The organism is Marinobacter nitratireducens (assembly GCF_000708045.1).
Lineage (GTDB): Bacteria > Pseudomonadota > Gammaproteobacteria > Pseudomonadales > Oleiphilaceae > Marinobacter > Marinobacter nitratireducens.
The window spans coordinates 229,830-254,871 of record NZ_ANIE01000009.1 but is presented as its reverse complement, the minus strand read 5'-3'; the positions used below and the strand labels follow the sequence as shown (position 1 = coordinate 254,871).

Annotated in this window: 22 protein-coding genes; 12 read left to right on the top strand and 10 right to left on the bottom strand. The window is 58.4% G+C overall.

Translation table 11 applies throughout. The features are described 5' to 3' along the window. Positions 1–21: 21 nt before the first annotated feature. The 3 genes from D777_RS15220 to D777_RS15210 all read left to right on the top strand — a co-directional run bounded on the left by D777_RS15220 (position 22) and on the right by D777_RS15210 (position 4,194). Entirely contained in the window at positions 22–1,314 is a 1,293-nt protein-coding gene (locus D777_RS15220) for a sensor histidine kinase (RefSeq protein WP_036133942.1), read from the top strand. Continuing rightward, complete coding sequence (locus D777_RS15215; protein WP_036133940.1) at positions 1,311–1,844, top strand: response regulator transcription factor; 534 nt, start codon at positions 1,311–1,313, stop codon at positions 1,842–1,844. The genes D777_RS15220 and D777_RS15215 overlap by 4 nt, the downstream gene beginning before the upstream one ends. A gap of 226 nt (positions 1,845–2,070) precedes the next feature. After that, positions 2,071–4,194, top strand: coding sequence for a GGDEF and EAL domain-containing protein (locus D777_RS15210; protein WP_051669134.1), 2,124 nt, complete (start codon positions 2,071–2,073; stop codon positions 4,192–4,194). Positions 4,195–4,203: 9 nt separating this feature from the next. Here the strand turns inward: D777_RS15210 and D777_RS15205 are convergent, their stop codons facing one another. From D777_RS15205 to D777_RS15170, 8 genes are all read right to left on the bottom strand, one after another. Next, the gene (locus D777_RS15205; protein ID WP_036133939.1) at positions 4,204–4,863 is read right to left on the bottom strand and encodes an energy-coupling factor ABC transporter permease; all 660 of its coding nucleotides are present in this window, start codon (positions 4,861–4,863) and stop codon (positions 4,204–4,206) included. Positions 4,864–4,945: 82 nt separating this feature from the next. After that, on the bottom strand, positions 4,946–6,679 hold the full coding sequence (locus D777_RS15200; RefSeq protein WP_036133937.1) for a SulP family inorganic anion transporter: 1,734 nt from the start codon (positions 6,677–6,679) through the stop codon (positions 4,946–4,948). 7 nt (positions 6,680–6,686) lie between these two features. After that, positions 6,687–7,553, bottom strand: a complete 867-nt coding sequence (locus D777_RS15195; protein ID WP_036133935.1) for an MBL fold metallo-hydrolase — start codon at positions 7,551–7,553, stop codon at positions 6,687–6,689. Between the two features lie 81 nt (positions 7,554–7,634). Beyond that, entirely contained in the window at positions 7,635–9,134 is a 1,500-nt protein-coding gene (locus D777_RS15190; RefSeq protein ID WP_036133933.1) for a sensor domain-containing diguanylate cyclase, read from the bottom strand. An 87-nt stretch (positions 9,135–9,221) separates the two neighbouring features. After that, positions 9,222–9,842, bottom strand: a complete 621-nt coding sequence (locus D777_RS15185; protein ID WP_036133932.1) for a tetratricopeptide repeat protein — start codon at positions 9,840–9,842, stop codon at positions 9,222–9,224. Then, positions 9,839–10,621 (bottom strand): SDR family oxidoreductase, encoded by a 783-nt coding sequence (locus D777_RS15180; RefSeq protein WP_036133930.1) that lies wholly within the window; start codon positions 10,619–10,621, stop codon positions 9,839–9,841. Before D777_RS15180 ends, D777_RS15185 begins: the two co-directional genes overlap by 4 nt. Beyond that, positions 10,608–12,779, bottom strand: coding sequence for an AMP-binding protein (locus D777_RS15175; protein WP_036133928.1), 2,172 nt, complete (start codon positions 12,777–12,779; stop codon positions 10,608–10,610). Before D777_RS15175 ends, D777_RS15180 begins: the two co-directional genes overlap by 14 nt. Beyond that, positions 12,763–13,473, bottom strand: coding sequence for a thermostable hemolysin (locus D777_RS15170; RefSeq protein ID WP_201443389.1), 711 nt, complete (start codon positions 13,471–13,473; stop codon positions 12,763–12,765). Before D777_RS15170 ends, D777_RS15175 begins: the two co-directional genes overlap by 17 nt. A 226-nt stretch (positions 13,474–13,699) precedes the next feature. Here D777_RS15170 and D777_RS15165 point away from each other — a divergent pair, with 226 nt between their 5' ends. From D777_RS15165 to D777_RS15130, 8 genes are all read left to right on the top strand, one after another. After that, the gene (locus tag D777_RS15165; RefSeq protein WP_036133926.1) at positions 13,700–14,104 is read left to right on the top strand and encodes a GtrA family protein; all 405 of its coding nucleotides are present in this window, start codon (positions 13,700–13,702) and stop codon (positions 14,102–14,104) included. Next, the gene (locus D777_RS15160; protein WP_264673452.1) at positions 14,097–15,071 is read left to right on the top strand and encodes a glycosyltransferase family 2 protein; all 975 of its coding nucleotides are present in this window, start codon (positions 14,097–14,099) and stop codon (positions 15,069–15,071) included. The genes D777_RS15165 and D777_RS15160 overlap by 8 nt, the downstream gene beginning before the upstream one ends. After that, a complete protein-coding gene (locus tag D777_RS15155) occupies positions 15,055–16,608 on the top strand; it encodes an ArnT family glycosyltransferase (protein ID WP_051669133.1) in 1,554 nt (517 codons plus the stop codon). Before D777_RS15160 ends, D777_RS15155 begins: the two co-directional genes overlap by 17 nt. Next, on the top strand, positions 16,514–17,200 hold the full coding sequence (locus tag D777_RS15150) for a response regulator transcription factor (protein WP_036133922.1): 687 nt from the start codon (positions 16,514–16,516) through the stop codon (positions 17,198–17,200). Before D777_RS15155 ends, D777_RS15150 begins: the two co-directional genes overlap by 95 nt. After that, the gene (locus D777_RS15145; protein WP_036133920.1) at positions 17,197–18,612 is read left to right on the top strand and encodes an ATP-binding protein; all 1,416 of its coding nucleotides are present in this window, start codon (positions 17,197–17,199) and stop codon (positions 18,610–18,612) included. The genes D777_RS15150 and D777_RS15145 overlap by 4 nt, the downstream gene beginning before the upstream one ends. A gap of 93 nt (positions 18,613–18,705) precedes the next feature. After that, a complete protein-coding gene (locus D777_RS15140) occupies positions 18,706–19,473 on the top strand; it encodes a glycosyltransferase family 2 protein (protein WP_036133919.1) in 768 nt (255 codons plus the stop codon). A gap of 1 nt (position 19,474) precedes the next feature. After that, positions 19,475–20,143 carry a TVP38/TMEM64 family protein gene (locus tag D777_RS15135; RefSeq protein WP_036133918.1) on the top strand — a complete coding sequence of 223 codons (669 nt, stop codon included), beginning with the start codon at positions 19,475–19,477 and terminating at the stop codon, positions 20,141–20,143. Between the two features lie 8 nt (positions 20,144–20,151). Continuing rightward, complete coding sequence (locus D777_RS15130) at positions 20,152–21,900, top strand: ArnT family glycosyltransferase (RefSeq protein ID WP_036133917.1); 1,749 nt, start codon at positions 20,152–20,154, stop codon at positions 21,898–21,900. Positions 21,901–21,910: 10 nt separating this feature from the next. Here D777_RS15130 and D777_RS15125 read toward each other — a convergent pair whose 3' ends face one another. Then, a complete protein-coding gene (locus D777_RS15125) occupies positions 21,911–22,579 on the bottom strand; it encodes a DNA-3-methyladenine glycosylase I (protein WP_036133916.1) in 669 nt (222 codons plus the stop codon). A gap of 67 nt (positions 22,580–22,646) precedes the next feature. Between D777_RS15125 and cobS the strand changes: the two genes are divergently transcribed. Then, on the top strand, positions 22,647–23,444 hold the full coding sequence (gene cobS / locus D777_RS15120) for an adenosylcobinamide-GDP ribazoletransferase (RefSeq protein ID WP_036133915.1): 798 nt from the start codon (positions 22,647–22,649) through the stop codon (positions 23,442–23,444). Here cobS and D777_RS15115 read toward each other — a convergent pair. Continuing rightward, complete coding sequence (locus tag D777_RS15115) at positions 23,441–25,036, bottom strand: GGDEF domain-containing protein (protein WP_051669132.1); 1,596 nt, start codon at positions 25,034–25,036, stop codon at positions 23,441–23,443. The two genes, cobS and D777_RS15115, sit on opposite strands and share 4 nt — an antisense overlap. Positions 25,037–25,042 lie beyond the last annotated feature (6 nt).

The window sequence follows — 25,042 nt, the reverse complement described above, 5'->3', positions numbered from 1 at the left end:
AAACCCGCTAGAATGCGCTTCATGGAATGGCTAACTCACTCACAGACCGGCTTCCAGCAGGCCGCCCGGTACCTGCTCGGCATGCGCCTCGCCATCGCCCTGATTCAGCTGGTGGCCCTTGCAGTCGCCGAGACGGTGGTCTCGTTTCCCCACCAGGTTCCGGCGCTGCTGTTCTGCCTGCTTTATGCGGTGTTAGCGACCCTGGGCTGGCTCTGGTTCACCCGCCGCCCACCCGCCTCGGTTCTGACGGTCAGCGCCGGCCTGGCCCTGGATCTGCTCCTGATCGGCGCCTGGCTGCTGCTGACCGGGGGCTATACCAACCCTCTGACCTCGTTGCTGCTGCTACCGATTGCCATGGCCATCATCCTCGTTCCCCTGAATCAGGGCATCGCGCTGACGGTACTCGGCGTTGCGGTTTACACGGCTCTTGTGGCCTGGCACTCACCGGTCACTCACACCGCGTCTCACCAGCAGCACAATTCAACCCTGCTCACGGAACTGCACCTGTTCGGGATGTGGGTTACCTTCGTCCTGACGGCTGCCATTCTCCTGCTGGTGGTCGGCACCCTGGCCAGACGCATGCGCCGCCAGCAGTTGCAACTCTCGATGATTCGCGAAACCCGGCTCCGAGACGAACAGATCATCGCTCTCGGCCTGTCTGCTGCTTCTGTTGCCCACCGCCTGGGTACCCCGCTGAACACCATGGCCCTGCTGGTGGATGAACTCCGTTCCGACTCGGATGGCGTTAGTCGGAAGGAAGACCTTGATTTGATGGAGCAGCAACTGGCCCTCTGCTCCCAGCATCTACAGCATCTTACCGCCGCTGCGGTGCAGGCGAAGACCGCACAGCTGGAAACCCTCAACCTGGGCGATTGGCTGCGGCGATTAAAGGAATCCGCCACCCTGCTCTGGCCCGCTGGTGCCCTCGAATGGTCCCTGCCTACCGATGGGGTGCAGGTCCAGGTGGATGCGACCCTGGATCAGGCGATCCTGAATCTGTTGGCCAATGCCCTCACCGCCAGCCCGGACTGGGTTGGCGTGCGCACTCGTCTGGCCGATCCGGGACGGATCGAGCTCATTGTCGAGGATCACGGCGAGGGCCTGGATCTGGCCCGAGAAGCCCCCCCCGGTGAAACCATCGTCACCTCGGAAAACGGTCTGGGTGTGGGCCTGTTCCTGTCCAATGCCACTATCCAGCGCCTCGGCGGGACGCTAAAGGCCAGTGTGGCGCCCACCGGCACCACCATGATTATCAATTTGCCTCAAGCCTCTTCCTCCGACACTTCCACCGATCCCGCCGGGAGCCGTTCATGACAAACGAGAGCCACTGGTTACTGATCGACGATGACGACGCCTTCCTGCAAGTACTGGCGCGCTCCCTCGCCCGGCATGGCTATCGGGTCAGCTGCGCCACAACGCCCGTCGAGGCTTTGTCTGTACTCGAATCAACCCATATTGACCGATGCGTGCTGGATCTCAATCTGGCGGGCGAGAGCGGCCTGCAATTATTGCCCGAACTGCTTTCAGCGCAACGGGATCTGGACGTTCTGGTCCTGACCGGTTACGGCAGCATCGCCACCGCCGTCGAAGCCATGCGCCGCGGCGCCGTGAATTACCTGTGCAAACCGGTCAGCGTCAGCCAGTTGATCAACGGATTCGAACCATTGGAAGCAACCCCAGAACTGCGTCCGGAACCCCCCTCGGTTGAGGAAATGGAATGGGAGCACATTCAGCGGGTACTGAATGAGCACGAGGGCAACGTCTCCGCCACGGCCAGAGCATTGAACATGCATCGCCGGACGTTACAGCGAAAACTTCAAAAGCACTCCCGTTGGCGTTCCTGACGGTAAAGCCTTCAGTAAATTGATACCCGTCAAACGGTATCCGACCATCCGGTTATAGCATTCCCGCCCCCGAAATGTAGCATGCAAAGGTAATCTGGCCCGGAAGCGCCCGATTATCGCCCCCGGAAAGTACTGATCATTTTTTGAACGCCCGGAATGCTACAGTGACTTTGTTCTCAAGGACGGAGACATCTGACCCGAAATCCATCGCCTAAGAATCATTTCCATGCGAAGCCCTCACGATCCGACATCCAACCTTTCTGATGAGCTTGTCGGGCGTCTCGCCAGTGTCGCTTTTGCCACCAGGAACCTCGTCGTCATCCTGGACGAGGCGGGCATGATTGAATGGGTCAACCCCAGCTTCGAGGAACAAACCGGTTATCATATCGATAACATCCGAGGCAAAGCCCCCCGTGATGTCCTCTACGGCCCGGATACGGATCCCGACACCATCAAGAAGTTTCGCCGGGCCCTGTTTCGGGGGGAAAGCACCAGCGCCGACATCCTGAATTACACCCGCAGCGGGCAGCCGTTCTGGGTGCATTGCCTCTGCAAGCCCATTGAACCCGTTCAGGAGGGAGCCCGCGCCGGTTTCGTGGCCATCCTCAACAACATCTCTGACCGCAAGAACGGCGAACGCAACCTCCGTATTGCCGCCAGTGTCTTCGACCGTAGCCACGAAGCGATCATCATCACCGACCGTAATAACCGTATTCTCGACGTCAATCCTGCCTTTTCACGGATTACCGGTTACGGTCGGGAAGAGGTTCTCGGACTGTTACCGAGCATCCTGAGCTCCGGTCGTCATTCCCGTGAGTACTACCAGTCCATGTGGCACACCATCGAAACAACCGACCACTGGCGAGGCGAAATCTGGAACCGCAGGAAGAACGGCGAGGAATACATCGAGTTGTTGTCCATCAGCCGGGTCCATCTCGAAGAGCCCGGGCAGTACTACCATGTGGCGGCATTCTCGGACATAACCACTTTGAAAAACCACGCCAAGGAGCTCGACCGCGCTGCCAATTACGATGAACTGACCGGCTTGCCCAACCGGCAGCTTCTCGAAGAGCGGCTGCAATCGGCGAAGGCTTACGCAGACAGGCAGAAACGGACATTATCCATCTGCTACCTGGATCTGGATGGATTCAAATCACTGAACGAGCGATTCGGCAAAGCCGAGGGCGACCGGATCCTGAAAACCACCGCTGAGCGACTGACGCATACGCTCCGCAGTGGCGATACCGTGGCGCGTGTTGGCGGCGATGAGTTTGTTCTGTTGCTCAAAAGCGGTGGCCATGAGAGTGTTTACCAGCGCATACTCGCCACCGTAGCGGAACCTCTGTCGGCTCAGGACCAGACCATTTCCCTCACCGCCAGTCTCGGTATCACCCGCTATCCCGAGGACCAGGGCGACGCAGAGGGGCTGATCCGGCATGCAGACCAGGCCATGTATTCCGCCAAGGAAAAGGGGCGCAACCAGTACCACTTGTTTGACCCGGACCTGAACGAGTTCCGCAAACAACGGCGCGAGCAGTTGACAGAAATCGCCCGGGCCCTCGAAAACGACGAGTTCTGCCTCTACTTCCAACCCCAGATTCGGCTCTCGGACAATCGCCTGATGGGATTCGAAGCCCTGATCCGCTGGCAGCATCCGGAGCACGGTCTGTTGGCTCCCGGTCAGTTCCTTCCAACCCTTGAGAACAGTTATCTGGAAGTTCCATTGGGCCAGTGGGTGCTTAAGGAAGCCATTCACCAGATGAACATCTGGCGGGAAGCCGGCCACAGGTTTGGGGTCAGCATCAACATCAGCGCCCAACACCTGATGGACCGCAGCTTTGCCGACTACCTGGAAAGCTACCTGCACAGCCACCCCGGACTGGACCCAGGCCTGGTCACACTGGAAGTGTTGGAATCCACAGCCCTTGAAGACACCAAACATGCCAGCAATGTGCTCAGCCGCTGCCGGGAAATGGGGCTTCAGGTGGGACTGGATGATTTTGGCACGGGGTTTTCCTCCCTGACCTATCTGAGAACCCTGCCAGTGGACATGATCAAGATCGATCAGAGCTTTGTCCTGAACATGCTGACGAATGCCAACGACCGTGCCATTGTGGAAAGCGTGATCTTCCTGGCTCAGCGCTTCTCACGGCCGGTGCTCGCCGAGGGCGTGGAAACCCCCGATCATGCCAGAGCCCTCCGGAGCATGGGATGCGACCAGATACAGGGCTTTGGTATCGCCCGCCCGCTGCCCGCGGGTGAAGTATTGGCCTGGGCAAACGACTGGGATCAGAAATACAAGCCCGGATCAGAGCCGGGGCAATCCGACACACTGTTTCCCGAGGCCTGATTCCAGCGCTCAGCGGTAGCGCTTCTGGTCCAGCGTGGTCAGCCGGTCCGGATGAAACACCATCAGGCCGGTAATAAATGCGCCATTCACAAACCCCTCCGGCAGCATGAACAGCGGCAAGTAACGGATATACTCGTGGATCAGCTCTGGGAATTCATACACCCCGCTGGTCCACAGCATCAGGCACATCACGGCGCCAGCGGCTGCAACGGCAATGCCTGCCCCGAAAAACCCACAAAAGAAGATGTAGGCGAAAAAGTTCCGGAAATTCCGCCGCCGTTCCCACAGCATAATGCCGTGGCTCACCAGAGCCGGCACCATCACCGCCACCAGCCCGTTGGCCGCAAACATCAGGAGTGGCTCCCGGCCGGTGATCACCGTAATCACCAGCGCCATCAGGCCGGCCAGTACCGCCAGAGCCCACCCCAGCATCAGAGTGATCGCCGTCATACCGAAAATATGGATAGCCAGACCGGGCGAAATACCGGCACGCATCTGCCAGATGAAGCCCAGAGCAACCGCGGCCCCGAAGAACGAATGCTGCAGAGGGTTATCGTCGCGCAGGTGTTGCCAGTCGACACTGCGCACGGCAAGGAATAGAACCACCACAAACAGGGCACAGGTGATCCACCATTGGCTGATGGAAAGCAGGTTCTCGGTCATACCCATGGGGCTTTACCACTGAATCGAATAAGACGCGATTATCATGATACCGGCCCACCCTACCCGAAGGGCAAGGGGTGCGCTGGAATCAGGCGGTTTCTTTCAGGGGAGAGGTCTTATCCGTCAGCGCCTGCCAAGCCTCATAGCTGCTCAGGAAGACCCGCCCCGTGAGATGCCTTAACAGATCCGAGCCCTTCAGGCGGTCCATGACGGGCCCTTTGACTTCCGACAGGTGCAGATTCACGCCGGCATCCCGAAGCCGATCATTAATGGCCTCCAGGCTCTCCAGCGCCGAGGCATCAATGAGGTTAACCGCCGGGCAGACCAGCACCAGCTCCTTGAGCTCCGGCTCCCGGGTCACCAGGTCCATCACGGTTTCCTCCAGGAAGCGGGCGTTGGCGAAGTAGAGGCTTTCGTCCACCCGCAGGAAGGTGATTTTCGGGCACAGTTCCACGTCATGGCGTAAGACATTGCGAAAATGCTCGGTGCCGGGTACCAGTCCCACAACCGCACTGTGGGGGCGACTGGTCCGATAGAGGAACAGGCCAATGGAGAGGGCCACCCCGGCAATAATGCCGGCCTCGACACTGTGCGCCAGCGTCAGGACGATGGTTGCCAGCATGGCGCCGAAATCGGTTCTCGAATACCGCCAGGTGCGAGCCAGCGCCGGGAGGTCAATCAGGGTGGATACCGCCACAATAATAGTTGCGGCCAGCGTGGCCTTGGGCAGAAACGCAATCGCCGGTGTCAGGAACAGAGTCGCCAGGGCAATTCCCACCGCGGTGAAGGCGCCAGCGGCCGGCGTTTCCGCACCCGCATCAAAGTTCACCACCGAGCGGGAGAAACCACCGGTCACCGGCATGCCACCGGAAAATCCGGCACTCATATTGGCCGTTCCCAATCCGATCAGTTCCTGGTCAGGATCAATACGCTGCCGGCGTTTGGCTGCCAGCGTCTGTCCAACAGAGACGGATTCGACAAACCCAACCACGCTGATCAGCAGGGCACTGACCGCAAGTTGCTGCCAAAGCCCCATATCAAGGGTCGGCAGGGTCAGCGCAGGCAGGCCGGACGGTACATCCCCCACCAATTTGACGCCCTGTTGATCCAGCTGCAATGACCAGGCCACCAGGGTGGTGATCAGCACCGCCAGAATCGGTGCGGTCTTGGTCAGGATATCCGCCATCCGGGGCGTCAGGCCCATCGCGGTCAGCAACGGTTTCAGGCGTTTTCGAGCGAATATCAGTAACAGCAATGCCCCAACACCAATACCAAGCGTCGCCAGGTTGGTATCACCAAGACCGGAATACACCGACTCCAGGATTTCAATCAGGTTATGGCCGGACGCCTCGATCCCAAAGATATGCTTGAGCTGGCTGGCGGCAATCACCAGGCCGGATGCGGTAATAAACCCCGAAATCACCGGGTGGCTGAGGAAGTTGGCCAGAAAGCCGAGGCGAAGTATGCCCATTACCGTCAGCATCAGGCCCGACATCACCGCGAGCAGAACGGCACCCGCCACATATTCGGGGGTTCCCACCGCGGCCAGTGGCGCCAGGGCTGCGGCTGTCATCAGGGAGGCGACGGCCACCGGGCCCACCGACAGCGTCCGGCTGGTACCGAAAATGGCATACACGATCAGAGGCAGGATACTGGCGTACAACCCTACCTCGGCCGGCAGGCCGGCCAGCAGTGCGTATGCCAGCGACTGGGGAATCAGCATGACGGTCACGATGACCGCCGCCACCAGATCACTGGTGGCCTGGTGGCGGCCGTAATCCGGTAACCAGTCGAGGATCGGAAAATAACGTTTGAGGTTCATCAGTCACTCAGAACAGGTTAATCGGAACTTTCAGATAAACCTGGCCGTTATCCTCGGCCGGCGGCATATGCCCTGCCCGCATGTTGACCTGAACCGATGGCAGGATCAGTCGCGGCATATCCAGGGTCGCGTCCCTCTCGGTGCGCATTTTCACGAAATCCTCTTCACTGACGCCTTCGTGAACGTGCACATTAGAGGCGCGCTGCTCAGCCACGGTGGTCATGAAGGCGTATTCGTCACGGCCTGGCGCCTTGTAATCGTGACAGAGGAAAATCCGGGTTTCCGGAGGTAACGCCAATACCTTCTGGATCGACTGGAACAGGGTCCGCGCATCACCACCGGGGAAGTCACAGCGGGCGGTGCCATAGTCGGGCATGAACAGGGTGTCACCGACAAACGCCGCATCTCCGACAACATAGGTCAGGCAGGCGGGGGTATGGCCCGGTGTATGGAGGACTCGACCCTCTAGGCCACCAATGTTGAAGGTATCTTCCTCACGGAACAGCCGATCAAACTGACTACCATCACGCTCAAACTCGGTGCCGGCATTGAATGCCTTGCCGAAGATTTCCTGGACATCGCAGATATGGGCGCCGATGCCGGTTTTACCGCCCAGCATCTCGTGAAGGTAAGGTGCCGCGGACAGGTGATCAGCGTGTACATGAGTCTCAAGTATCCACTCAACCGTCAGATCATTGCTACGCACGTACTCAATGATCTGGTCGGCTGAACGCACGTCAGTGCGGCCAGCGGCGTAGTCGAAATCCAGAACAGAATCGAGAATGGCACAACTCTGACTCTCGGGATCCCGCACCACATAACTGAAGGTATTGGTCGGTTCATCAAAAAATTGCTGAACGATCGGGTTACTCATGGCTTCACCTCTGAGGCAATCAATCTATTTATTGATTCTAAGGATATATTAAAAGGTAATATGAGGTGAAATGCTCTTTTCTTATATAGGTGATTGGCCTGATGAATCCATAAACCGGTTGCGACCAGAAGACTTTGCCTTGTACAGCCTCTCGTCGGCCAGAGACAACAGCTCATCCACTGTGTCTTTGTTCAGCACATCCTCGCTGGCTGAGGCGATACCTGCGCTGGCCGTCACGGCAATCTCAAGCCCCTGAAACGCGAAACCGCCATTGCAAACTGCCTGTAAAATCCGATCGATCGCCAATGCCGTTTCCGCCATTCCCTGGTCCGGAAATACCACGACAAACTCCTCACCGCCAAACCTGGCGACAATATCCGTCGCTCGTGACTCCTTCCTGACGATCTCCGAGAAACGGCATAACACCGCATCGCCCGCCATATGGCCAAGGCGGTCGTTGATTCTTTTAAAGTGATCGATATCGATGATCGCCACACTGAAATCTTCGTTGTAGCGACCCACCCGCTGCATCATCTCCTCCAGACGCGGCATGAGGTACCGACGGTTATACAGCCCCGTCAACGGATCCTTGAGCGACTGCCGGACTAACCGTTCTTCCAACAGATGCCTTTCCAGCACTCCCGAAAGCAGGCCCGCGAGAATGACGAGCAAATCGTTCAGGTCGTCCCGCCAGCTGTCACTTGCATAAAAGTCCATCCCCATAAACCCGACGACCCGCCCCTGAACCGAAATCGGCACACTGAAAACGGTCGCCAGCGTCGTCGAGTCCTCCCCATCACTGCTTAGCCTCTCAACATCATGCCCTGTAAAGACAACCCTGTTGCCTTCAATCATCTGAAGAATCTGTTGATGCCACGGCAATCGATTGTCGAGCGCAATGGTCTGATTCGGGGCAATCAGGGACGGAATACCCGGTCGACACCAGCGGTGGGTCTTCGTCATGGACTCAAAATCATCATCCAGCGCATAGAGGTACACTCGATCGGCTCCGAAAAATTCCCCAACCTCGGACAGGAACTGATCAATACAGTCGTCAATGGTCTTGCCCCCGGCATGAATGAACTCTTTTGAAAGGCGGGCAACGAGGCTCTGAAACCGAGCCTGGAATGAGTACTCTGCCTCGCTGTCCCGGAGCTCCTGTTCCAGCTCTTTGTACTGCTGGATGTTATGAAACTGTCCGTACCAGAGGGTACTGCCGTCAGCTTGACGCTCCGGCTGCGAAAATCCCTCAAACCAGATGTAGGAACCGTCAACGACCTGGAGCCTCGCCCGGCATCGCCACGGCTCAAGACTCTGGACCGATTCCGCGATACTCTCGCCCAATATCGGGTAATCCTCGGGGTGGATGAGCGCAAACAGCGCATTTCCATCCGCGGACAGATTCGCCGGGGCAAGGCCGAATAGCGCCTTCACCTGTTCGCTGACATAAGGAAAACAGTGCTTACTGGCATCTGCGGAAAGCCAGTAGGTGTAGAAAATTCCGGGTACTGCATCTGACAGTTTCCGGAAGAAGTCTTGGGGCGGGGCCGCGTCTGCCGGACCGTCGTTACTCAAGGCCATATGCACCACTGATTCAGATCAAAGGCCGGAGCCTTCCACACCTGAAGTGTAGTGCAAGGCTCCGGACCCAGCGAACGCGCCCTCGGTTTAAAGATTTTCCAGCCGCTGCTTCGCCTCCCGGCGGCGACCTTCGTCCGCCAAGGCCCGCCCCGGCCGGCCAGGGACCTCCAGCACCTTACTCAGATAGACCTTGGCCCGGTCATTCTCACCCTGCTCCAGCAGGTAATCACCAAAGAAGAAATTAGCATCAATGCCCTCCGGGTTCAGGGTGAGGGCCCGCTGGAGATACTTCTTGGCCTTGTCATCATCGCCGAAGCTCAATGGCCAACCTGGCACCTGATAGTAGAGGCTGCCAAGAGACGTCAGTGCGGAACCATCGAGAGCGTTCGGATCAATCTCAACGGCTTTTTCCAGCGACTTCCGGGCCTGCTTGACCAGCCCCAGCGCCCCCAAACCGCCTTTTGCTCCGGCATAGGTACTGAGCACAATTCCCTGCCAGATCAATGGCTCCGCCCGCCCGGGGTACTGCGATACGAAGGCTTCTGTTTCAGCGCTGAGCTTCTCGAACGCTTTTTCACGTTTGTCTTCCGGGGTCTGGTACTGGATTTTCGCCCAGCGCGTCTGGATATCGAGCAGATCAGTGTCCAGATCCGCCGCCCAGAGGTTCAGACTGACCAGAAAAACAGCCGGTAGCATCAACCATTTCATGACATCACCTCCCTGTTGAGGAAACGCCGGACAACAGGCAGTTGCTTGAGCATGGCTTTGTCGACGAGCCGTGGCACAATGCCATTGAGAACCACAAACAGCTTCTCGGGCCAGCCAAGGAAACGACGACGCGCATCGTTTTCCATGGCATACAGAATCTGGCTTGCCACGGCCGACGGGGCATCCATTCGGTTCCCCAGGGCTTGATTGAGTTCGTTGACGGCCTCAGGGTTCATCGCCGTCGCCGTTGCCCTCGGTGCCACATAGACAACCTGCACAGGAGTATCGGCCAGCTCCCGGCGCAAGGCTTCGGAAAAGCCCCGCAAGCCGAACTTGCTGGCACAGTAGGCGGTGTAACCCGGGAACCCGATGCTGCCGAACGTCGAGCCGACAAACACCAGCGCCCCGAGTCCCTTGCGCTCGAATCGCGGCGCAAAGTGGCGGGCGACCAGCATCGCCGAGCGCAGGTTTACCAAGAGCTGGCTATCAATAGCGGCAACTGACAGATGGTCTATACCCGCAAAGTGGTTTTGACCGGCGCAGTGAATCACCCCATCAATGTCCGGATAGGCCTCACTGAGCATCTGCAGCTGTAGATCAAGATCTTCGGCTGCCAGATCGAGTCGTACCGCCGACACACCGGCACCATGCTGGATGCGATCAGGATGACGGGACGCCACAATCACCCGAGCACCGGCCTGGACCAGAGGTTCGATCAGCGCCTGGCCGATACCCCCGGTGCCACCCAATAACAGAAACTCCCGATCATGCAGCCTCATGGCGATGTTCCCCCTGCTGATTTTCCAGCGGAATGTTGTGCAACATGTCCCCGTACAACCGATAGACCATGTTTGCTGATTCAATGATGGCGCTCTGGTCGTCCGGGTCGGTAATGGAATCCATCAGGTTGCGGAAGAACTCGAAATGCTCCTGATCCAGCGCTCCATGGGAATACAGGTAGCTGAAGGCCTGGTTTGGAAGCCCCAACTGCTTCTGGATCTGCTCACCAAGTGGCGTAGCCAGTTCAATGGACGTGCCCTCGAGAACCTGAACCATACCGAAGAAAGCGATCGGATTACCCCGATCGATCTGGTCATAGAGGTAGGACACCATCAGCTCGATGGAGGTATCTGGCCGACCATGACGAATGGCTTCCTTGTCTTCGCCGCAGGCGTCCAGGTCGTTCAGGATCCATTCATGATGTCCGTATTCTTCCTCGATGTATTCCACAAGCGCTTTGCGGACAAATTCCAGTCGCTCCGGAAGGCGACCGCCACAGGACATCATCAGTGGTACCGTATGTTTGACGTGGTGGTAGGCCTGGGTCAGGAACCAGGTATACCCTTCCAGGCCGAAACGTTGCTCCTGGATGGCGGTAATGACCGGAGCGCCCAGAACATGGCTCCGGGCCTCAGCGGTTTCCTGTTGCAGTCTGTCGAAAAATGCCATGTCAGATCCTCCTGGCGGGTTTAATGTGGTGGTGTTCGGGTAAATGGGGAACGCCTTTGTCAGCAGTGCCGGCAAGTCAGCCTGTATCTGTCCTCGGACCGGTCGACCGTTGGCGGTCAGGTGGCCTTCCGCCTGATTGAGAAGCTGGCGGCGAACATAGACCGCCATCAGTTGTGCGTAATCGGGCAAACGCTGATTCAATTCCGTCAGCGCCCGGGACAGGTCCTCGGGCGAACGGTTATCCTGAGCCACAATCAGGGCACTGGGCCTGGGATCGCCATCACCAAAGACAACCGCCTGGCGGGCACCAATGGCCTGAACCAGCTCACTTTCGAGCCATTCAGGGCTGATATTCCGACCGAAGCTGGTGATCAACAGGTTCTTGGACCGGCCATCGACACTGAGAAAGCCGTCCTCCGTCAGAAAGCCCAGATCGCCGGTGTGAACCGGGCCGGTATCGTTCGGTTCATCGCCCAGATACCCAAGGTGAGTGTTGCCCCGAACCAGAATCTCGCGCTCCGGGCCAACCTCGACCTGAACGTGATTCAGTGGCCGGCCAACACTTCCGGGCTTTTCATCACCGGGAACGTTTAACGCCACGACCGATCCACACTCGGATAGGCCATACCCCTCGTACAGAGGCAATCCGCAGCTCCGTCCGCGGTCAAGAAGGTCCGGAGATACCTTGCCTCCGCCCACCGCGAGGAAACGAAAACCGTCTGTTTTCAGTTGCCCCTGCTCAGCCGCATGCACCAGCAGTGCGGCCAACTCTGGCACCAGAATCAGCGACTCCGGCTGAATCCGGTTCAGGCTGGCAATCAGTTGTGGCGCATCAAGGCCACTGCTGCCGGTCATGCCCAGTGTTTCCAGCGGAGCCAGTTCCACCATGGCACCCATCAATAGCGGCAGGTAGACTCCGGCAATATTCTCGAGCAGCGTTGCCAGCGGCAGAATGCACAGGTGATGCCTCAGACTGACCCGCGCAAGCCGTTCCTTGAGAGAGAGGCTCGTGGCCGTCATCTGAGCAGCCGATAAACACACGCCTTTGGGCGTGCCGGTGCTGCCGGAGGTAAAGGTGATTTTTGCAGTGCCTTCCGGCATCCGCGAGGGTTCCGCAGTCACCGGCAAGGTCTCCAGGGAAAGGCCGAATCCGAGGGATTCGCCATCAGACTCACCATGACCAAAAATAAGGCTATCCAGCCCGGCGCGAGCCACGAGATGTTCAATCTGGCCTTTCGAAAAGAAACCAGGCACAGGCACGCAAACCACGCCAGCCATCAGGCAGGCAATATCGGCGATAACCCAGGCTGCGCTGTTGTCCCCGGTCAGCCCCACACGCGCAGCGCCTAGTTTCCTGAGTCTTTCAGACACCGCCGTTGCAGCCTCAAGCAGTTCTCCGTAGCTCAACGTCTGCGACTCAAAACGCAGAGCCGTACGCCCGGGAAAGCGTTTCGCCTGTTGTTGCAGCAATTCAGGCAGAGAAGCCATAAGCACCTCCTGCCGCATGGGATTCGCCGCTTTCCACCTCGCCCAGATAACGGGTCGTTCGAAGCAGCCCGGACGCACCAAGGGCGCGAACGCTTTCATCAACGTTCATAGCCATGACAACCGGATGGTTATCGTAGTAACTGCCCCAGCCGGCGCCGCCGTCGCTCAGACGTTTCGGATCCGCAAAATCAATGACATGGGTATCGATACCCACCCGTCGAAAACTGTTACGAAGCTGATCCGTTCCAGTACACACCACCCACTGGCACCCCGCGTTCTGCAGCCACACTGCAAGCCCGGCGAACAAGTAGCGGCTAACACCAGCCTCCACACCCGCCAGGTGGGCAATCTCGACAATGTGGCCACGGCTGACACCGGGTTCCGGCAGGTATCCTTCAACCGGGAAGTCAAGATAGTCCTCCAGGAACAGCTGTTCATTCGCGGCATTACGTACACCGACAGCTGCCAGCAAGGCTCCCTGAGCCGTCGTCAGTGCCAGCAGGCGAGGAATCCGTAACACCGGCTCGGCGCCGTAGGCCAGCCGGAATCGGCGACGAATAAAATCAGCTACACGGCTGGCTACGTCAGACTCAGGCCTGACTTCCGACAACCAACGGCCCGCACAACGGACAACCTGCCGGACATCCGCCTCATCAGGCGTACAGCTAACCGGCATCAACAACGGGTCTGACATAAGCACTCTCCGGGGCATTCGCCCAATCCGGGACCAGCAGGGCGCCAGGTCGGCAACCCTTTCTCAATACCTGTCAGACTATCGATGGAGGCTTAATCAGGGCTTAAGCCAAACCCGCAAAATCCTTAAATCAACGTTAAGAATTCCCCACCCTCGCTATTAAGGCTCGCTTAAGAATGACTGCGTAGATTGCTAACCACACAACGCAGAGTGGATCGGAAAGCCGGTGAGACTGTTGAAAAAAGCACAACGATTCCTGATGGCCGGCGGTATCGCCACCACGGCCCATTGGTTGTCCATGTATATGCTGATCCAGGCTGGCCTCGTTGCAGAGGCTGCAACGGCGGTTGGAGCCTTCATCGGCCTGCTGGTGAATTACCGGCTGCAACACCAATTCGCGTTTCAGTCCAGCCTTCAGCACCGCGTGGCCTTTCCCCGGTATGTGAGCACATCACTGTTGGCCTGGGGGCTGAATCTATCGCTCTTTTCACTACTCCAGATGCTGGGCACCCATACGGTCGCCAGCCAGGTGACCACCACCGGCACCGTCGCGCTGGTCAACTACCTTCTCGCAGACAGGTTTGTATTCCATGAAGAGTCAGGCAACGATATCGAGCCCCCCAATGCTTAGCCTCGTGATTCCGGTTCACAACGAAGCCGAAGTCATCCCCCCGCTGCTGGCGCGCCTGAACAAGGTGTGCCGGCAAATCGGCGGCGACGTCGAGCTGCTGTTTGTCGATGACGGCAGCCACGATAACAGCGTGGCGCTTTTGCTGAAGGCCAGGAGGAGCACCCCGGGCATCCGGGTACTGCAACTGTCCCGGAATTTTGGCAAGGAGGCTGCTGTCAGTGCCGGCCTGAAGCACGCCCGAGGCGATGCGATCATCCTTCTTGATGCCGACCTGCAGGACCCGCCAGAGCTGATTCCCGATATGGTCAGGGAGTGGCACAAAGGGGCCGATGTCGTATTGATGAAGCGCCGCTCCCGGGCTGGCGAGAGCTGGCTCAAACGGGCAACGGCCAGCCTGTTCTACCGAATCATCAACCGGATCAGCGATGCGCCTATCCCGGTGGATACCGGCGATTTCCGCCTGATGAGCCGGCGCACCGTTGATGCCCTCAACAGGTTGCCGGAACGCAACCGCTACCTCAAAGGTATGTTTGCCTGGGTTGGCATGAAGACCGTGACGCTCGAGTTCGACCGGGATCCCCGCCTCGCTGGCCAGACCAAGTGGAACTACCTGAAACTGATGCACCTGGCGATGGAGGGCATCACGTCCTTTTCGACCCGTCCGCTTCGTATCGCGCTGGTCCTGGGCTTGATGGCAGCGACCCTGGGAGGACTGTTCGGCACCTGGGAAGTCATTCGCACGCTGGTGTTTGGTATCTCCACACCCGGTTATGCCTCGATGATCGCCATGATCACGTTCCTCTCCGGTGTGCAGCTGCTGTGTGTCGGCCTGCTGGGCGAATACGTTGGCCGCATTTATATGGAAACCAAGCAACGGCCAGTGTTTATTGTTGCCGAGGACAGCGATCAGTCATCCCGACATTTTGTTCCCCAACTGCGAGTGGCCGGCAATGACCAGAACCATTAATACGCTGCTCTGGCTATTACTGGCCGTCCTCGCAGTCCGTCTTGGTCTTACCGCCATGCTGCCCCTGGCCGATACCACCGAGCCACGGTATGCAGAAATCGCCCGCATCATGGCCGAAACCGGTGACTGGATTACCCCCTGGTTCGACTATGGCGTGCCTTTCTGGGGCAAACCGCCGCTGTCATTCTGGGCCCAGGCCCTATCCTTCAAGGTGTTTGGCGTTTCCGAATTCGCTGCACGGTTTCCATCCTGGCTGGCAAACGCCGCCACCGTCTATCTCATCTACACCCTGGGGCGCTACCTCAACCTCAGCCCCCGGGACGATCAGGCCAGAGCGAGCGGGTTATGGGCGGCAGTGATCTACGCGACCACGGCACTCGGCTTCGTCAGCGCCGGGACGGTCATGACCGACTCCTTTCTACTGCTCGGCACCACGCTGACGTTGTCCGGTCTTATCATCCGCCTACAGGATGGTCCTGCAGTCTGGGGTTGGCTGTTCTTTGTGGGGCTCGCTATTGGCCTGCTGGCAAAGGGCCCTCTGGTTCTGGTGCTGACGGGTCTGCCGGTCTTTCTCTGGGTCACATTCAAAGGTCAGTGGCGCCCATTGTTTACGACCCTGCCGTGGATTCGCGGTGTTTTGCTGACGCTGGCGTTGGCGCTTCCCTGGTATGGGCTGGCCGAGATGAAAACGCCGGGCTTTCTCGACTATTTCATTGTCGGCGAGCACTTCAAGCGTTTTCTTGTCAGCAGTTGGCAAGGCGACCTCTATGGCAACGCCCACGAATTCCCCCGCGGTACGATCTGGTGGTACCTGGTGTTAGCGAGTTTTCCCTGGGGCATCATCGCTCTGGTGGCAGTGGCTAATCGCTACAGAACGTCAGGGGCAGCCAGTTTGAAGGCGCAATCCGGGGACAATGGCATTCGCTTCCTGATCATCGCTTCCGCACTCAGCCCCGCCATGTTTTTCACCCTGGCCGGCAATATTCTCTGGACCTACGTGTTACCGGGGCTGCCATTCATTGCGATACTGGCTGCAAGGCTAGTACCTGTGAAAGCCGGTTCTGGATTGCCCCTACGGAAAACCGCCGCCGTTGCCCTGACCCCGCTTGTCGCGATGCTTGCCAGTGGCTGGCTCATGCTCAACCCGGACGCGGTAAAGAGTGAGCGGCAGGTGGTTCAGAGAATCGAACAATTACCAGACGCTTCCACGAAAAACCTGGTCTATGTTGATGAAGCACCATTTTCCGCCCGCTTTTACAGTCACGGACAGGTACAAACCGTCAGCCAGAAGGAACTTTCCCACTGGCTTGCGCAGGCACCAGCGTCCAAGCCAATGTATATTGCGGTAGGAAAGGGCGATAAATCGACCCTGCGACGGGTGGAAAGCCAGGCGCCCCGATTTGATCAAAACCGTCGATTCATTATTTTCAGGCTGGAGCCCGATGAGAATACTGCTGATAGAAGACGATCACCCCCTCGCCAAAACCATGCTGGACATGCTCCGGGATGGACAGAACACAGTGGATTGGCTGGATGATGGTCAGCAGGCACTGAACGCCCTGTTAAACGAAACGTTCGATCTCGCGATACTCGACCTCACCCTGCCCAGGCTGGACGGCCTGGAAGTGGTGAAGGCTGTCCGCAAACAGGGCATCGACACCCCGGTCATCATTCTGACGGCACGCGGTGAACTGGACGAGAAGCTTCAGGGCCTCGACTATGGTGCGGATGACTACCTCACCAAACCCTTTGCCATGGCCGAACTGAAGGCCCGGATTCGGGCGGTCACCCGGCGTGGAAGCGCTGGTGCTGTGACCGAAGGCCTGAAAATCGGTCGTCTGACACTGAACCCGGATACCGGTCAGCTTGATGTGGGTAACGAATCCGCGATCCTTCCCCGCAGTGAGTTCCAGATCCTGCAATACCTGATGCGGCATCCTGATCAGGTCGCCACCCGGCGACGCCTCGAAGAGCAGCTTTACGGCTGGGAGCATGGCGCTGAGAGTAACGCTCTTGAGGTCCATGTGCACCATCTCCGCCGACGGGTCGGCAAACAGACCATTCGCACCGTTCGGGGCGTGGGATACCTGCTCGACAGTGAAGCAGCAGCGAACGAGGGCGCAGAATGAGCCTGACTCGCAAACTCACCATCCTGACCACCAGCACGGTTCTCTTTATTACCCTGATAGCGGCCGGCTGGGGGTTCTTTGTCAGCGACAACCAGCTGGAAGAATTGTTCGATGCCGAGTTGGCGCAAAGCACACGTATTGTTCAAGGCCTCGTTGAACACCTTGCCAGTACCCAGTCGGAAGATCAGCTTTCCCAGGTCCTGGCCAAGACTCTGGAACTGCCCGACGACATCTACGGCACCGAAGAAGAGGAAGGCGAAGAGATTTTGCCCGGAGGTGCCGGCCACCGATATGAACGCAAAATTGCCTTTGAAGTCTGGACCCCGGACAAGATCCCCGTGTTGGACACGCTCAAGGCCAATGATACTCACAGTGTCGAGCCCGGCTTTGCCTGGCAGGAAGTCGCCGGTTTCCAATGGCGTACGTTTACACTGAAAGACCAGGCCACCGGGTACTGGATAAGGACCGCGCAACGGGAAGATGTCCGGGACGAATTGAGCCAGGAGATCGCGATGGGCAATGTGCTTCCCTTCCTGGTGGTGTTGCCCCTGCTAGCCATCGCCATGGCCCTGTCCATTCAGTTTGGTTTTCAACCACTCAGAAAACTTGAAAAGCCGGTCCGAAACATGGCGCCCGAGAACATTCACCCGCTGGACGAGAGCCTGGCCCCGAAGGAAGTCGTTGGCATGGTCCAGGCGGTGAACGGGCTCTTGCGCAGGCTCGATCAAGCGCTAGAGCGCGAGCGTCGGTTCTCGGCAGACGCTGCGCACGAACTGCGCACACCTCTGGCGGCGCTCAGACTCAATCTGGAGAAGGCGTGTGAGGACAATCCCGAACAGTACCGGGATCTTATCCAGTCGGTGGACCGGATGGTGCATCTTGTTGAGCAGATGCTGCTGCTGAGCCGGGTTGATGCCGGCACCGATTTTTCTCCGGAATATCACAATCTTTCGGCAATCCTGGAACAAAGCATTGCCGACGTGGTTCCTCTGGCTTTGAAAAAAGACATTGAACCGGTACTGGAAGACGAGGCCAAAGAAGCGCTGGTGTCCTGCAACGTCGCATTGATTAATACCCTGATGCGCACACTCCTGGCTAATGCCATCCAGTACAGCCCCGAGAAAACCGTTGTCACCACCCATCTGGAGCCCTCATCGGATGGTTACCACATCAGCGTGTGCGACCAGGGTCCCGGCATTCCTCCGGAAGAGCGAGAACGCGCACTTAGCCGGTTTGTTCGCCTGGATCAGCGCCAGGGCGGTGGGGCAGGTCTCGGGCTGGCCATCGCTCGCCGGATTGCCGAACTCCACGACGGTCACCTGACACTTAGCGACCGGCCAGACCAACAACATGGCCTCTGCGTCAACATCTGGCTGCCGGCTCGGCCCCGAAAACGTTTCCGGCAAACTTAAGGTTAATTTAAGGTAACAGGACGATACTGCGCTCCGGAAAGATGGGCTTCCACTCTGCCCCTCTGTTTGGCCACCCGTCACAAGTAGGCATCCATGAGCCAGGAGAAGACCGTATCGCTTGTTATTCCAGCCAAGGACGAACAGGACAACATTTCGTCCCTGCTGACCGAAATCTTCCGGGTCATGCGGGATTACCGCGGCTTTGAAGTTGTTCTCGTGGATGACGGCAGCACAGACCAGACCGTGGAAACCGCCCAACGTACGGCGCAGTCGCTGGGCGGACGTCTGGTCACAATCCAGCACCAGCGGAACTATGGTCAGAGCACAGCACTTGCCAGCGGTATAAAAAATGCCCGTGGCCGATTCATCGCAACCATGGATGGCGACGGCCAGAACGACCCCGCCGACATTCCGGCATTGCTGCACAAAGCGAATGCCATGCAAGCGACCGATTTCTGCATCGCTGGCTACCGAAAAAACCGAAAAGACACCGCCTGGAAACGTTTCCAGTCCCGACTGGCCAACCGGGTTCGTGATGCCTTACTGCACGATGGGGTCCCTGATACCGGCTGTGGGCTCAAGCTCTTTCCCCGGGACACCTTTCTGAAACTGCCCTGGTTTAACCACGGTCACCGCTTCATTCCAGCCCTGGTCAAAGGGATCGGAGGCGAGGTAGCCGTGGTAGAGGTTAATCATCGCCAGCGGGAAGGCGGGGTTTCCAAATACACCGCCTGGAACCGGGCCTGGGCCGGTATTCTCGACCTGTTCGGCGTGATGTGGATCCTGCATCGGACCCGCGTGCCCGTTATCACGGCGGTCACAAACACCGGCCCACAGGGCAATACGGCGGGAAGTCCGTAATATGGGCAAGCTGTTGCGTTGGCTGCTGTTCGGTCTGCTGGTGCTGGCCGCCTATCTGGTCATCCACTTCGACTGGCTGGATTTCATGTCCGATGAAAAACTGGTGTCGAGCTACCTTCACAGCCATGGCCTGTTCGGGTTGGTGCTGATCACAACCGCCGGTGCCGTATTCACCGGCGTCGGTGCCCCCCGCCAACTACTGGCGTTTGTGCTGGGATTTTCCCTCGGCGCGGTGAATGGTACTTTGCTGTCGTCGATTGCAACCGCACTGGGTGCGGCCGGGAGCTTCTATGCGGCCCGAGTTCTTCTGAGAACCAATCTCGCAAACAGGTTCGAGCGCCGGATGTGCCAGTTCGATAACCTGTTCCGCGAGCAAACCTTCCTGAAAATTCTGATGGTTCGCCTGCTTCCGGTCGGGAGTAACCTGATCACCAACCTGATCTCCGGATGTTCCGGTATCCGGTTCAGTCCGTTCCTGGCGGGAAGTTTTATTGGCTATATCCCGCAAATGCTGGTGTTTTCCCTGGCCGGCGCGGGCATTGGCAGCGCCGACCAGTACCAGGTCCTGTTGAGTGCGGCCCTGTTTGTGGTGGCCTCACTGCTTGGCGGCATCCTCTACCGTAATCATCGCGCCAGATCCCTGGCGAACTCCGTTTCCGATACCCCCTGAGACACCTCATGCCCGCAACGCCCTTTGTTCGTCACCTGCCGGAAACACTCTTTAATTTGTCTCGAAACCGGCTCTTGCTTCTGCTTCTGGCCTTCGCGGCCGTCATAATTTTTACCGGAATCGGTCTGCGCTCCCCCTGGCCGGCGGACGAACCTCGATTTGCGGAAGTCGCCCGGGAAATGGTTGCCTCCGGTCAGTGGCTGATTCCCATGCGAGGGGGTGAGTTCTATCCCGACAAGCCCCCGGTCTTCATGTGGAGCATTGCCTTTTTCTACTGGCTCACCGGCAACCTGAAAATCGCCTTCCTGCTGCCCAATGCGCTGTGCAGTCTGGTTACCCTCGGGCTGACGTTTGATATCGGATCCCGGCTCTGGAACCAGCGTACCGGCGCGGTGGCCGCCATGCTGTTGATGCTGGCGCCGCAGTTTGTGTTACAAGCCCAGAAAGCCCAGATCGATGCCATGGTGGCATGCTGGATTGCCGTCGCCTGCTATGGCCTGCTACGGCACTTTTTCATCCAGCGATCCTGGGGCTGGTATTTCACCGCCTGGGGCTTCATGGGGCTGGGCATTATTACCAAGGGCGTCGGATTTCTACCGGTCTTCCTCTTCATTCCGCTGCTGGCCATGAAGGCCCGTGACAGCTCGCTGTTTGAGGGCAGCCTGACCTGGCGCTGTGCCTTGGGGCCTCTGGTCATGCTGGCTGTCGTTGCAGCCTGGCTGATTCCTATGGTGCTGTATGTGCAATCGGTCGGAACCGACGAAGCCATCGCCTACCAGAACAACATCCTGTTCAAGCAAACCGGAGAGCGCTATGCCAATTCCTGGGGCCACCTCCAGCCTTGGTATTACTATCTGACCAGTGTCATCCCGTCGCTGTGGTTCCCACTGCCCCTGTTACTGCTGGCGTTCTTCCGACCCCTGACCGAATCATTCAGATACCGCCCGGTGATTCCGGTCCTGCTGGCCTGGATTGCCCTGGTCATCCTGTTTTTCAGCCTAAGCCCGGGCAAGCGCGGCGTTTACCTGCTACCCGCCCTGCCCATGCTGGCGCTTACCCTTGCGCCACTGGTGGCCAACCAACGGCCTGCCAACTGGTTCCCCCCCTTGCTGACAGGCATTCACTTGCTGCTCGCCGTCGCGTTGATTTCAGTGGGCGTTATGGCCTGGAACGACCACCCCAAGCTGGTCGAAAAAGTCAGCGACTACAGCACAGACCCCGCCCGCCTGCACGAAGCGGGCTCACTGGTGTTCACTATGGGGTTGGTCTGGCTGGTGAGCCTTCTGGCCTTCTGGCGTTCCCGCGCCCTCGGCCGACTGTTTGTCGCGATGATGCTGACCTGGATTCTGCTATCGACCTGGGGATACCGAATCCTTGAACCACTGCGCACGCCCCGGAATATCCTTGCGGCCGCAGAGCAGGTTTTACCGAATGATGCCCAGTTGGGCATGCTGGATTTCAGGGAGCAGTTCCTGTTGTTTTCGAAGCTCGACTTCGTGCACTTCAGCTTCTTTACCGGTCGGCAACAAGAAGAACGCAACGCCTGGCGCTGGATGAGCGAAGGTGAGAACCGGCACCTGATTGCGGCAGACAACCTGAAACTCTCGTGCTTTACGTTTGACGGTGCAACGGAGCTTGGTATTGCTCATCGGGAACGCTGGATGCTACTGGGTCCCGAACAGATGGCTCCGGAATGCGCGTCACCTGCCCGTATCCGACAGTTCACCACCAAGAGCCCGGGCAGCTGGATGGACTGATCGGTGGGCGTCAGTCGCCCACCGAGAAGGACAGTATCCGGGACAGGTGACTGTAGGGCAGCCCGGTTTCCCGGTGCCAGGCGTTGAACGCCTGCTGGGCCTGCTTCAGCGCTTTCTGACTGCCAGGGCTCGCATCCAGCACCTCTTCCCGACGCAGAGCGGTAACCACATCGTTGGACAGGATAAAACCGTCCCAGCCCATTCTTCGCAGGAAGTACTGGGCACTGTTCCCTCCCAGCCTGGCGCCATTCTTCTTCAGCCAGAGCAACAGGCCCACCTCATCATCCGACGGCCACTGCTCCAGGAACTGCCCGAAGCTGCCATACTCATGGGCCGCATCCACAATCATGCGGGCATTGTCCGGCACCGTGCGAATCTTCTGCATATTGCGCACAATGCGTTCGTCCCGGGCCAGCTCCTCCAGCACATCGGGTGGTACCTGCTGCCAATACAGGGGCACAAAGCCTTCAAACGCGGCTTCAAAATCCGGCCATTTATTCTCGATCACGCGCCACACGAACCCGGCCTTGAAGATACAGCGGGTGATTTCCGACAGGTAACGGTCATCGCTTATGGCCGCAAGTTCCCCGGGCTTCGCCACCCTGGGCATCATCGACAGCATCGCTGCCTCGCCGCCTTTGCGATCCGCTGCCCATTGATAGATTTTTGAAAACGCCATCTCGCCCTCGTCTGTAAATCTGCCCCAGTACCACTACAATAGGTGCCCCCGAACCGGAGACCCGAACATGAGTGCACAGAGTAACCGACTGCAACAGGAATGGCAGGCCTTCTGGCTGGCACTCGGTTTTCTGACCCGAATCCCGATGCTGGTGAAGATCGACTACTCCCAGCGCCTGATGAACCAGAGCAGCGTGTACTTCCCGCTGGTTGGCCTCATCCTGGGCGCACTCTACGCCGCCCTGTTCAGCATCACCGAGCTCGTTTGGAGCCCGCTTGCCGGCATCCTTCTGGTAATCAGCTTCCACCTGTGGATTACCGGCGCCTTCCACGAGGACGGCCTTGCAGACAGCGTGGATGCCCTCGGCGGTGGCTATACGGTGACCAAAAAGCTGGAGATCATGAAAGACAGCCGGATTGGCACCTATGGCACAGTGGCGCTGATCATGGCCCTCGGTCTCAAGGCCGCATTCCTGCTGGATACCCAACACACCTGGCTGGCCCTGCTGGTCGCCCCTGCCATTTCACGGCTCACGCCGCTGCTGTTGATGGGATTCCTGCCCTACGTGACAGATCCTGATAAGAGCAAAAGCAAGCCGGTCGCTGACGGCTTCTGCCACCAACGACTGACCTGGGCGGGTGGATTCGTTTTGCTGCTCACACTGATGGCCGCTTTGCCCGTCCGTGGTCTGCTGCCCTGTGCGCTGTTCGCCACGTTGATCGTCGCACTGGGGTGGGGGCTATACCTGAAAAAGCAGCTGGGCGGGTACACCGGTGATGCACTGGGTGCCAGTGTGGTGTTATCGGAGTTGGCGCTGCTGGCCGGCATCAGCGCCCTGAATCCGGCGTCTCTGGCCTTGCCCTAACTGGCATTGGTCTCCACGGGTGGCTCGTGCACCGTATCCCCCGGGGCTATCGAGTAGCTGTCGCGCCCTCCCTCTTTCGCCCGGTAGAGGGCTTTATCCGCTGCTCCCCAGAATGCCTCAAGTTCGCCCGAGGCCTCGGCGATACCCGCACTTGCCGTGATGGAAAAACTGCCCTTCGCATCGGGCGCGACGATCTTCAAGGCCCGAATCTCGTTCAGGATACCCCGGGTTACCTCAACGGCCGCATCTTCGCCTGCGCCGGTGAGCAGCAAACCAAACTCTTCGCCCCCCAGGCGAGCGACGACGTCATGTTCACGACGATTGGCAGACAGAATCTTCGCAAAAGCAAGCAGAGCCGCATCCCCCGCCAGGTGCCCGTACCGGTCATTTACTGACTTGAAGTAGTCGATATCGAACATCACGAAGGTGCTGCTCGCCCCGTGCCTTCTAGACTGATTCAGAACCACCGGCACCATCTCGACAAACCCATGGCGATTCTTGAGCCGGGTCAACTGGTCCGTTCGCGCCAACTCTTCCAGTTCCACATTTGCCAGCGCCAGGCGTGTGGACAAGCTACGGAATTTGAAGATCACCATGGCCATGATCGTAAGCAGCAACAGACTGGTCGCAGCCACGATCATGGCCAGCTTGTAGCTGACCTTGCCCTGCTCCGCCCTGAACAGAAAGCCGTCGAGATTGGCATCCGCCTGCGTCATCTCCAGATCACGGTAGCTGTCCGCAATGTACTGCCACCGGCCCGGATTCATATGCCCCAGCTCCACCAGATCAGGCAAGACCAGCTCCCGGATGGTTCGGGCCTCGTAGCGGAGATGGTCCAGACTTTTACCAGGCGCATACCGCCGGTGGATAAGCTTGACGGTTTCTTCCATGTGGTTCAGCGCATACCCCCATCCCCTGAGCGTCGCATCCCGGAACGACCGAACCTGCGCGGGGTCTTTTCGGGCAAGGCGCTCGGTGGTGATGAGCACGTCGCTGTAGAAGTTAACCCCGTAATCCCGTGGATTGATGATGTTGTATTCCACGCCTCTTTGCGTCAGCAGATAAGGTTCATTGGAGATGTAGCCATCGTAGGCATCTGCCTCGCCATCAATAAGGTCTTCAATACGGTAGGAGGTGGGGACAATGTTCAACTGCTCGCGGCGGATACCCTCACGCGCCAGCATGGTTAAGAGTTCTGCGCTCTCCGGAGGCGGCATAATCAGCAGCTTGCGGTCGGCCATATCCATTGGCCCACGAATATCGCTCGATTTGAGCGTAATCCAGACGATGGGGGATGTCTGCATGATGGCGGCCAACGCCACAACCGGCTTGCCCTCCATGCGATCAATCACGACGCCGGAGCCTGTCACGGCATAATCCACCTTGTCAGACAGGAGATCCTCAATGGGGCGCAATGCGTGCGGACCGCCGGCAATCAGCTCCACATCCAGACCGGCTTTCTGATAGAAGCCTTTTTCCTTCGCCATGTAATAGCCGGCAAACTGGAACTGATGGGTCCAGCGGAGCTGAACTTTTACGGACTCGTTGGCGGATGCCCTCGCACTCACAACAATCAGGCAGATCAATGCCATTAAAAG